This is a genomic window from Variovorax sp. FW305-3-2-15-B-LB1 (genome assembly GCF_058787635.1).
Genome location: NZ_JBYSZY010000035.1, coordinates 56,724 through 66,720 on the forward strand (window position 1 = coordinate 56,724; position 9,997 = coordinate 66,720).

Here is a 9,997-nt window from a genome sequence, read left to right on the forward strand (position 1 = left end):
ACTATGCGATTGCTCGTCGTCTCTCAGTACTTTTGGCCGGAAAACTTCAGGATCAATGATCTTGTCGCCGAATTCGTGCGGCGTGGTCACCAAGTCACGGTGCTGACCGGCGTGCCCAACTACCCCGACGGCAAAGTCTTCCCCGCGTACCGCGATGACCCCGAGAAGTTTGCGCGCTATGAAGGCGCGGAGGTCGTCCGGGTGCCCATGTCTGTACGTGGAAAGGGAGGCATCCGGTTAATGCTGAACTTTGCAACCTTCGCGATCAGTGCCTCCGTGCTTGGGATGTGGAAGCTGCGAGGGCGCGACTTTGACGCGGTTCTCGCCTATGAGCCATCGCCCATCACGGTCGGCGTGCCCGCAGTTGCATTGCGAGCGGTAAAACGGGCACCGCTGGCTTTCTGGGTTCTTGACCTCTGGCCCGAGACGCTGGAAGCCATTGGCGTGGTTCGTTCGCCTTTCATCCTGCGTTCAGTGGGACGGCTTGTGTCGTTCATCTACAAGCGCTGCGACCTGATCCTGGCGCAGTCGAAAAGCTTTGTGCCTCAAATCAAGAAGTACGCGGGCAACAGCGGCCGAATCGAGTACTTCCCCAGTTGGGCCGAGACGCTGTTCGATGTAGAACAAGCGGTTGCTGCGCCTGAGGTACAGGTCCAACCGGAAAGCTTCAATGTGATGTTCGCTGGAAACATCGGCGATGCTCAAGATTTTCCGGCGATCCTTGCGGCGGCAGAGATGCTCAAGGAACACAGAAACATCCGTTGGTTGATCGTTGGTGATGGCCGAATGGCGCAGTGGGTGGCCGCTGAAATCCAGCGGCGCGGATTGCAGGAGTGCGTCCACATGCTGGGACGGCACCCAGTGGAGCGAATGTCCTCTTTCTTCAAGCATGCCGACGCATTGCTGGTCAGCTTGAAGAACGAGCCGATCTTCTCCATGACCATTCCTGGCAAGCTCCAGTCGTATCTGGCAGCAGGCGTTCCCGTATTGGCCATGCTGAACGGCGAAGGTGCTGACGTGGTGAAAAATGCCGCGGCTGGTTTGACTTGCAACGCAGGGGATCGCAAGGAGCTTGCCAAGGCAGTTCTGGATCTCTCGAAAAAATCGGCTGAAGAACGCGAGGCAATGGGCGCGAATGGCCTTGCGTTGAGTGCCAGCGAATTCGAGCGAGGCTCGCTGATCAATCGATTGGAAGGATGGCTTCAGTCGCTGTCCTTTCCCGCCTCGGCCACAAAAAAACAAAGCGAGGCAAGATGATCTTGGTAACGGGAGCGACGGGCTTTGTAGGTACTGCGCTGATTGCGCGGCTGCTCGCTGATGGCCTGCCTGTACGCGCGGCGATTCGTCGTGAATCCGCGCTCGAGAAGTTCAAGGTCGAAACCGCGATGGTCGGCGACCTCAGCGCGGAAACTGACTGGCAAGAAGCTGTCGCAAATGTTGACGCTGTGATCCACACCGCCGCCCGCGTCCACGTGATGTCGGACGGTGCGAGCGATCCATTGATGGAATATCGGCGCACGAATCTTCATGGAACGTTGCGACTGGCGCGGCAAGCCGCAGAGGCGGGGGTGCGACGCTTTGTCTTCGTGAGCTCCATCAAAGCCAACGGAGAAGCAACGTCGATCGGCAGTGCTTTTTCAGCGGATGGGCCGACAGCGCCGGTGGATCCATACGGCGTTTCCAAACTGGAGGCGGAGCAGGCCTTGCGAGAACTGGCAACGCAAACCGGAATGGAAGTGGTGATCGTTCGTCCGCCTCTCGTGTACGGCCCGGGCGTCAAGGCGAACTTCCGCACGATGATGAGCATCGTCGCGCACCGAACTCCGTTGCCGCTCGGGGGCATCACCGGCAATCGCAGAAGCATGGTGTCGCTCGACAACTTGGTGGATCTGTTGACCTCTTGCGTGCACCACCCCGCAGCGGGCAATCAGACTTTTCTGGTTTCGGACGGTGAAGATCTTTCCACCGCACAACTGCTGAAACGCCTGGGGCAGGCCATGGGGAAGCCTGCGCGGCTGCTTCCTGTTCCGGCGAGTTGGTTGGAGCGAGGCGCTTCGATGCTGGGTCAAGCCCATGTCGCGCAACGACTCTGTGGCTCTTTGCAAGTCGACATTTCAAAGACGAGGGACTTGCTGGGGTGGACGCCCCCCATTTCGGTTGACGAGGGCTTGAAAAGGACTGCAGAAGGATATTGGCGTGAAGCGTCTGTTTGATTTGTTTTTGGCATTGTGCGCGGGGGGCGTGTTGCTGTTGCCCATCATGATCGTGGCGATAGCAGTACGCCTTACCTCTCGCGGGCCTGCTCTCTACTGGTCTGATCGGATCGGCCGCGATAACCGCATTTTCAAGATGCCCAAGTTCCGTAGCATGCGTGTCGGTACGCCGGCAGTAGCTACGCATTTGTTGTCCGACCCCAGGGTGTATCTGACGCCTATCGGCTCTTTTCTGCGCAAAAGCAGTCTCGACGAACTGCCGCAACTCTGGAGCATCTTGGTCGGGGACATGAGTTTTGTGGGGCCCCGACCAGCGCTCTTCAATCAGCAGGATCTGATCGATCTGCGGACGCAGCATGGTGTGGATGTATTGGCGCCGGGCCTGACGGGCTGGGCGCAGGTGAATGGACGCGATGAATTACCTATCCCTGCCAAGGTCCAGCTCGATATCGAATACCTTCAGCGTCGCTCGTTCTGGTTTGATATCCGCATCCTATGGCTTACCTTCGTCAAGGTGCTGAGGCGCGAAGGTGTGACGCACTGAATATGAGGCAGCAGATGAAAAAGCGCTTGCTGATCATTGGCGCGGGTGGTCACGGACGTTCCGTTGCTGAGGCCGCATTGCTCGGGCAGGACTATGCATTGACGGCGTTCCTGGACGACGCGGCCAAGTCACAGCAGCATCATTTGTGGGGCTGCCCGGTCTGGGGCACAACCGCAATGCTGGCCGACTGCCGTGGCCGAATCGATACGGTGATCGTGGCGATCGGCAATAACGCGTTGCGCGAGGCTCTGCATCAGCAAGTAAAGGCGCAGGGATTGACGCTGGCGATGGTGGTTCATCCGGCAGCCATCGTGTCGCCCACAGCCACCATCGGGGAGGGCAGTGCCATCATGGCCGGCGCTATCGTCGGAACCGGGGCTCAGCTGGGCGAGGGCGTTATCGTCAACTGCGGCGCTGTTGTCGATCATGACTGTGTGGTGGAGTCATTTGGTCATCTCGGTGTCAATACGAGCATGGCTGGAGGCAGTGTGCTTGGGCGTTCGGCGTGGATGCGTGTGGGCTCAGCGCTCGCTTATGGAGTCAAGATTCCCGCTGAATGTGTGCTGCGTGCGGGCGAAGTGGTTGAGGCCTGAACTGATGCCTCATGCTGCTCGTGCCCAAAAGAGAGTAACCAGGTGAGATTGAATATTGGTCTGCTATCGGCTTGGGCTTTCTGGGCTTGTGTTTGTGCAATTCTTGCGTTGTCGCTCGCACCTCCCTCGACGTTCATGCCCACCACCGGCTGGGACAAGAGCAATCATGTACTGGCCTTTGCAACATTGGCCTTCCTGGCGCACAAGGCATGGCCGAGGCGATTGAGCTTGGTGCTGTCGAGCCTGTTGGCCTATGGTGCGCTCATCGAGTTGCTGCAGTCTTTCACGCCTGATCGGTACGCTGAGTGGAGCGACCTCTGGGCGGATGGCCTCGGCCTCCTTGTCGGGCAGGTGTTCGCGCGACTGATGAGCTGGGTGGCCCAGCGATAATCAGGTTCCTGATTTCCCCCCTACGTTGTCGGCCCTGCAAATCCCTGGTAACACACACGAATACTGAGTTTCGTTGGTTCGTATAGGTTGCCGATCCGCGAGGATCGTTGGATCCGACGCTGATTCCCGGAAGTGTTGTCAGCGCCCCAGTCAGCCGACATCGCGGATTTTTCCCGCCCGCGCCTGGCCTAGATGATCGATCTGCGCCACCCCTTGGTGATGCTGGCCAGCCGACTCCCTGGGCGCAAATCGAGGCGGCACCAGCATCGCATTTCGCCCGCCTGATGCGTGAGGTTGTGGGGCGTGGTGCAGCCCAATCCGGGCATCCAGATCACCCATCGGGGCAGGGTCAAGGCCTTGGGCGATTGGCAGTGCGCCGTGGGCTTCACCATCCGGTGGCTGCTGCGCGCCGCATCTGCGCATGCGGGCCTCCAGGGCGACCAGCTCGGTCGGGTGAGTTTTACAGGGTCGACTACTTCGGTGCCTGCCTACCCCGTTCTCAACCTCACCGGCTCCGAAGGACCAATTTATTTCGAAAGCGAATGGACCCTCATGAACTTCAAGGTTTGTTGCCACCATTCAGCATTCGGGTCCCATTCTTTATGCGGCTCATGATTCCAGATGACAATGCCGTCGGCATATTTATAGCAAGTCTCTAACTCTAAATTCCAATATTCTGCAGACAAATATTTCCCGGTGAGTTCTCGATCTCCGCCGTGATACTTTGGCCATAAAAAGCAGTAGACAGGCTTGCCAAAAGACTTGCTGATTCGCAAAGCTTCTTCTGCGTAAGTCTTCCATCCTTGCTGATCGCCATAGAGCGTATAGAGCGACGGAAATATGGCATCCACGTGTGGTGCAAAATCCTCAGAGGCTCTCTTGTTTAAATTTTCCCAACTTCTCTTTTCCAATTTTCTCGCCACATCAACTACTGACCAATATCTCATGGTCGGAACGACGTCATAGTACCCAACTTTGATCCCAGGACGCGCGACTCTGATTTTTTCCAAGACATTTAAAAATTTTTCTCTATTTTTCTCTCGGACATTCTCGTTATCCGAATAAATGCTCCAACGCTCAATATCAAGTATCAATGGCAATGGTCCGAGCTTTATTCCATTTATCACTCTCTTCAACTCTTCGCCTTCAAGGATTTGGTCTGATTTCCTAGAAGGAAAGAGCAAGGCCTCGTAGATCATGGGGCTCTTCGGAACTCCGTAAAAAGAAAGATCCACTGCATTCTTGTAGTTCATGGAATGCGTTACGATAAAAGTTTTGCTTGCCGGCTGTGCATGCGATCCACTACTCGCACCAAGAAGTGCCAAGATAAAAACTGCGAGATAAAATCTCATTAGCGCAATTCCCTTCATATTTTAGTTGGGCGGTGAAGCTGGCTGGCCTAAAGCGGATTTAGTGATCAGCCTACAGGAATTCTCTGATTGTGTCCCCTTGTGTTGCAGGCGGAAATGCATCCTTACAGTCGCCTGAATGGCGAGACCGATGAGCACTGGATAAGGCGCTGAAGACCGCGAAGTGGTCTATAGCGGTCAGGAGTCCGCTGAGAGCCTGCACGCGCATATGCCCGCTGAGACAAAAAACTTCGGAGCTGGCCGGCCACGCTGCGAACATGTGGGCTGTCAAGGAAATGGGTGCTGAGCGTCTGGCGATACCATCTTGCGCCCGCCGTGCCGCCCTTCGGGGATGAGCGCCCACCTATTTTTGGCGGACAGCCATGTATCCCAATAGCTCCAATCGCCGAGTCCACAGTGCCGAGTTCAAGGCACGCATTCTGGCCGACTGCCGGCGTGCCCGGCGCGTCGGTCTCGGCCGTGGCCATTGCGCGCGGCCTGAACACCAACGTCGTGCGCAAGTAGTTCGCGGGTCGCGGCCTCAGCGCATGGGCGATGCGGTCCTCTTGACCCTGTCGAGTTGCCGCGGCCTGAGCCTGTGGCCGCTGCCCCAGCACCCCAGCTCGACATCCGCATCGAACTCCAGCGCGGTGGCCTGCACGTGAAGCTCCCGTGTGCTGCGCGCTGTCCGCCGCCCAGTTGCGCGCTCTGGCTGACGCGCTGTGCGCAAGTTCAACGGCCTGGATCCGTGGGCGTACCTGCGCGATTTGCTGGCGCGCATCGCAGCTATCGGCTGGATGAACTGCTGCCACATCGCTGGTGGCCGAGCTGAGGAAGATGAGCGTGATCACGTAAGCCGTAGTGGTCCAGGCGGCCATCGACGTCAACGGCATGGGGCAGGATCAGAAGGCGCGCCCAGCCGACGAGATCTTCGCTCAGCAGCCCAACATACTCGCCTCGATCCTTGTGTTGCCTTGCATGAGCGTCGGCATGGTGGAGCCGGAGGTGCCGCTGCACATCCTGTTCGTGACGTTCCAGGCGATGACGCGCAGCGGCCATGCGTGGCCAGTCGTCTCGGAAGAGGTGCAGGACAAGTGCATGCAGCGCTTGACGGTGCGTGCCCGCTTCAACGAGAAATTGCTGGGCGAGTTGGCGGGCCAACTGGTCCAGCAGTTCTGCGACGAGCACCCCGAGCGCTACCTGCTCGCTTTCGTCTACGGGTGCCTCGGCGACCAAGACTTGCTGCGTGTGCGCAGCGAGGTCGCGAAATACCTGCTGCTGGCCGCCCTCAACCCCGTGGAGTGCGTCGCCTTCGTCGGATCCGTGACCGCCTCCTGAGGATCTCGGACTCGGGTCAAGATGGAACGACCGGATGCTCATGTTGGGTGAGGAAGCTCGCGCGGTCTATCGCACATTCTGGCTAGGCTTCGACCGGATGTTCGAGCGCGAGGTGTTCCACGTCATGCCGATGCTCGGCAAGGGGGCGCCAGTGGTGCTCCATCGTGATGGGCCGGCTTGGCGTTCGCCGGCTGGAGGGGCAAACCCGCGCGTCGCTGCTGGGCGAGCCGTTGCAGCCACTGGTTGCGGGGGGGCCTCCGGCTACGCGCTGTCAGCGGTGCGCCGTGCGGCGGACTACAACATCCGCCGGCTGCTGCGCGCCGTCGTGCGCCTCGGGCTCAAGGGCTTCTTGTTGCGTCTGCCTGCCGCCATCGCTCTCGCATCCTGGGTTGAGATTCCCGCACCAGCAAGCTCTGGTGCCCATGGGCGTCACCATCCCTCTGCGCCAGCGAAGTGGACGAGGAGATGAATTTCGCAGGGCCGAGTATTACTCAGCGGCTACCCCAGCTTCTTTGTACTTGTACTCAGTGTATCGGTAGCCGCCGTACTTGTAGCCGTAGCTACCATAGTGCCTGCGGGAAAGGTCCATGCCATTGAAGACTACGCCGTTGACCTGTTGGCCGGCATGTGCGAGCCGCTTGACGCTCTCGTTCAACTCGCCTAACTGGGTCAGGTTGTCGCGAGCCACCAGCAGCACAGCACCGGCATGCGCAGCAACTGCAGCGGCATCGGCGGCCACTAGCACCGGTGGGCTGTCGATCACCACCAGGTCGTAGCTTTCCGAAAAGGCGTCCAACAATTCGCCCAGTGCTGACGACAGCATCATATTGGCAGGATTAAACGGGTAGGCGCCCGTGGTCAGGACGTCCAGATTCGGGACCACTTGAGCATGAATCGCTTGCTCGGGCGTCATCTCGCCCGACAGCACGTCTGCCAGGCCGCCCTTTCGTGGCAAGCCGAAAGCTTTCTGAAGATGACCCTTACGTAGGTCGGCATCGATCAACAGAACACGCTTACCGGCCTGCGCCATGATGACGGCAAAATTGCCGGAGACGAAGCTCTTGCCCACGCCAGGCGTAGCGCCCGTGATAAGCACGCGGTTGTTCCCCGTCTCCATCAAAGTCAGTTGCAGGGAAACACGCAGATTACGCAGACTCTCGATGGCAAGGCTCTCGGGGGAGGTTACGGCCAGCAATTGCACACCCTTCGCGCCGCCTGCAATATGCTCCAGAATCGTTTCCTGTTCGAGCGCCAATGGCACCACGGAATAGACGTTTAGGCCGAGACGCTCCTCGATTTCTTGCGGGTTCTGGATGCCGCTTGAAAGCTTGCTTCGGACAATGGCAAAGGCCACGCCAGCCAACAATCCGAGCACCAGGGAAAGCGCGACGACCAAGGGCTTCTGCGGTTTGACGGCCTTCTTCGGTTCGACAGCGGTATCGAGCAGTCGCACGTTGCCGATCTTGCCTTCCTTCACAAGGCGGAGTTGCAGTGAGCTATTGAGCAGTGACTTGTAGAGCTCGCCATTGACGCGTACATCGCGCTCAAGCCGTAGGGCGTCGCGTTGAACGGCTGGCATGGCGCTGACACGAGTCTCAAGGCCTTCGATCTCATGGCGAATGGCCGCGATCTGGCCGTCGATCATCTGGACCTTGGGGTTGCTCTCGGTGAAGCGCGAAAGCAGCTCGCGGCGCAGTTGCTGGGATTCCAGCAGTTTGGTCTGCAATTGCACCGACATGGTCAGTGCTGCTTTCGCCTCTTCATCAAAGGCGACGGTGCCATTCTGATTGCGAAAGCGTGCGTAAGCATCCTCTGAGTCTTCAAGTTGCTGCTTGAACTCGGGAAGCTGTCGATCGAGAAATTCAATAGTTTTTTCGGCCTCGGCGGCCTTGCGTTCGACGTTCTGGCGAACGTATTGAGCCCCGATCTCATTGAGTGTGCGCTGGAGGCGATCGCGGTCACTATCTTCGAGCGAAGCACTGATCACATTCGATTGCTTGCCTTGTTCGGCGAGTTGAAGGCGTCTCTGAAGATCTTCGGTAGTGGCGAGCAGTGAAGTACGCGAAACTAGGAACTCGGCACCAGGCCTGCCGTCAAGCCGCGAAACCACCAATGTAATGGTGCCTTCGGGCAACTGCTGAGTAAGTACCTTGCCAACAGTGCCGGTTAGTGGCTCCGCAAGATCGGGATGAGCCAGAGTGTATTGGCCGCCGGCTAGCGCGGTGATCATGAACGGCTTCTGATCTTCGAGTACGGAAGGAGTATCGAACTTGGCAATGCTGATTGCTTCGGTTCCAGAAACGTAGCCTCCTATGCCAAGAAAGCCGGGGTTCGACAGTTCTTTGGCATGTCTCGAGAGCCATTCACCAATGAAGGGGAGATAGCGTGGTTGTGCATCGATGTTCAGCTGCTTCGCCGCTATGGCTCCTCCAATAACCAATCGCGAGCGAATAATCTGAATCTCGCCTGTGGCAGGCGTTTTCACATCGAAGAGGTTTGCCGTGTCGCCAAGAAAGTTCTTGGCATCAGGGGCGGAGTCCTCAACCTGAATCAGTAGGTTTGACTGATATATCGGTGTAGCCAGGAGTGCGTAGGCCGTACCGATGACGAGCGCAACGGCAGTAACGCCTGCCACCAGCCACTTTCGGTCAAGCAAGATATCGAAGTACTCGGACAGATGAATTGCATCGTTGTCATCGTCGCGCGCGAGTGCTGCGGAAGGAGCCGAAGTGGAAGCGGAAGAAGTCATGAGAGTTTGCGAATGCGTTCGGCCCAGGCTTGGGCGCCGTCAGCGATGAGTTGCAGGGCGTGCTCGAAGGCCGGACGGCCCATGCGATATGGGTCGGGAATGTCAACGCGTGCGACTTCGCCCAAGCGAAACAGCTTGCCCCGGGTCAATGGATGGCGCTGCCCGATGTGAATCCGCTGGGCTTCGTCCATCGCAAGGATGAGGTCGGCCTGTTGGCACATTTGCCCTGTAAGTTGGCGTGCACGGTGGGCCTCGATGTCGATGCCGCGTTCGGCCATGAGTTTGCGTGCAATCGGATCTGCTTGGTGACCAACCAGGGCCCCAGTTCCTGCTGACGCGACTTGAACCTGCGGCAACGCTGCAGCAATCAATGCTTCCCCCATCGGGCTACGGCAGATGTTGCCAATGCATACCACCAGAACAGATTTCATGAGACTTGGCTCCCGGCGAAGGCTTGTGCCTCTAGTTATCAGATTCAACGTATTGCGTGCCGCGTGCTCCATGTCCAGCATGAATCACATGTCATACAGAAATGTCCTCACCATTTGTCCTTCGTTGAGCGATTGAATCGCGCTATCTAAACAAGAGAGCCGAAGGGTGGCTGGGCACGCCGTTGGCATTGTAGTCAGGGCGTTGGCGCCCACTGCCTCGCGGATGTGGTCATGCAGCAGGCACTCAGGGCTCGAATCGGTCATTGCTGCCCAAGGGACAGCTGATCGAGTGAGCTAATCAGCCGCCCTATGACCAAAGTCATGTCGATGCAAAAGATACAAAAAATGACATTATGAGTGTCGCGAATCCCCTGAATTGGGGGGGAGGGG

Annotated in this window: 9 protein-coding genes; 6 read left to right on the forward strand and 3 right to left on the reverse strand. The window is 58.0% G+C overall.

The features are described from left to right. Positions 1 to 3: 3 nt before the first annotated feature. From AC3WQR_RS20755 to AC3WQR_RS20775, 5 genes are all read left to right on the forward strand, one after another. On the forward strand, positions 4 to 1,257 hold the full coding sequence (locus AC3WQR_RS20755) for a glycosyltransferase family 4 protein (protein ID WP_492743333.1): 1,254 nt from the start codon (positions 4 to 6) through the stop codon (positions 1,255 to 1,257). Beyond that, positions 1,254 to 2,213 (forward strand): UDP-glucose 4-epimerase family protein, encoded by a 960-nt coding sequence (locus AC3WQR_RS20760; protein ID WP_492743334.1) that lies wholly within the window; start codon positions 1,254 to 1,256, stop codon positions 2,211 to 2,213. The genes AC3WQR_RS20755 and AC3WQR_RS20760 overlap by 4 nt, the downstream gene beginning before the upstream one ends. After that, positions 2,197 to 2,757: a sugar transferase gene (locus tag AC3WQR_RS20765; RefSeq protein ID WP_492743335.1), complete on the forward strand. Its 561-nt coding sequence runs from the start codon at positions 2,197 to 2,199 to the stop codon at positions 2,755 to 2,757. Before AC3WQR_RS20760 ends, AC3WQR_RS20765 begins: the two co-directional genes overlap by 17 nt. A gap of 14 nt (positions 2,758 to 2,771) precedes the next feature. Next, complete coding sequence (locus AC3WQR_RS20770) at positions 2,772 to 3,350, forward strand: NeuD/PglB/VioB family sugar acetyltransferase (protein WP_492743336.1); 579 nt, start codon at positions 2,772 to 2,774, stop codon at positions 3,348 to 3,350. A 135-nt stretch (positions 3,351 to 3,485) separates the two neighbouring features. Next, a complete protein-coding gene (locus tag AC3WQR_RS20775) occupies positions 3,486 to 3,740 on the forward strand; it encodes a VanZ family protein (protein ID WP_492743337.1) in 255 nt (84 codons plus the stop codon). Positions 3,741 to 4,267: 527 nt separating this feature from the next. Here the strand turns inward: AC3WQR_RS20775 and AC3WQR_RS20780 are convergent. Next, positions 4,268 to 4,993 carry a hypothetical protein gene (locus AC3WQR_RS20780; RefSeq protein ID WP_492743338.1) on the reverse strand — a complete coding sequence of 242 codons (726 nt, stop codon included), beginning with the start codon at positions 4,991 to 4,993 and terminating at the stop codon, positions 4,268 to 4,270. Between the two features lie 957 nt (positions 4,994 to 5,950). Here AC3WQR_RS20780 and AC3WQR_RS20785 point away from each other — a divergent pair. Then, on the forward strand, positions 5,951 to 6,427 hold the full coding sequence (locus tag AC3WQR_RS20785) for a hypothetical protein (protein WP_492743339.1): 477 nt from the start codon (positions 5,951 to 5,953) through the stop codon (positions 6,425 to 6,427). A gap of 487 nt (positions 6,428 to 6,914) precedes the next feature. Here AC3WQR_RS20785 and AC3WQR_RS20790 read toward each other — a convergent pair whose 3' ends face one another. Together AC3WQR_RS20790 and AC3WQR_RS20795 are read right to left on the reverse strand one after the other, a co-directional pair. After that, on the reverse strand, positions 6,915 to 9,176 hold the full coding sequence (locus tag AC3WQR_RS20790) for a polysaccharide biosynthesis tyrosine autokinase (RefSeq protein ID WP_492743340.1): 2,262 nt from the start codon (positions 9,174 to 9,176) through the stop codon (positions 6,915 to 6,917). Then, positions 9,173 to 9,607 (reverse strand): low molecular weight protein-tyrosine-phosphatase, encoded by a 435-nt coding sequence (locus AC3WQR_RS20795; RefSeq protein ID WP_159278664.1) that lies wholly within the window; start codon positions 9,605 to 9,607, stop codon positions 9,173 to 9,175. The genes AC3WQR_RS20790 and AC3WQR_RS20795 overlap by 4 nt, the downstream gene beginning before the upstream one ends. Positions 9,608 to 9,997 lie beyond the last annotated feature (390 nt).

Bases quoted from the DNA above. Each gene is read 5' to 3' on its own strand.
- AC3WQR_RS20780 (WP_492743338.1), bottom strand. From the start codon at position 4,993: ATGAACTACAAGAATGCAGTGGATCTTTCTTTTTACGGAGTTCCGAAG.
- AC3WQR_RS20760 (WP_492743334.1), top strand. From the start codon at position 1,254: ATGATCTTGGTAACGGGAGCGACGGGCTTTGTAGGTACTGCGCTGATT.
- AC3WQR_RS20790 (WP_492743340.1), bottom strand. From the start codon at position 9,176: ATGACTTCTTCCGCTTCCACTTCGGCTCCTTCCGCAGCACTCGCGCGC.
- AC3WQR_RS20755 (WP_492743333.1), top strand. From the start codon at position 4: ATGCGATTGCTCGTCGTCTCTCAGTACTTTTGGCCGGAAAACTTCAGG.
- AC3WQR_RS20775 (WP_492743337.1), top strand. From the start codon at position 3,486: ATGCCCACCACCGGCTGGGACAAGAGCAATCATGTACTGGCCTTTGCA.
- AC3WQR_RS20795 (WP_159278664.1), bottom strand. From the start codon at position 9,607: ATGAAATCTGTTCTGGTGGTATGCATTGGCAACATCTGCCGTAGCCCG.
- AC3WQR_RS20770 (WP_492743336.1), top strand. From the start codon at position 2,772: ATGAAAAAGCGCTTGCTGATCATTGGCGCGGGTGGTCACGGACGTTCC.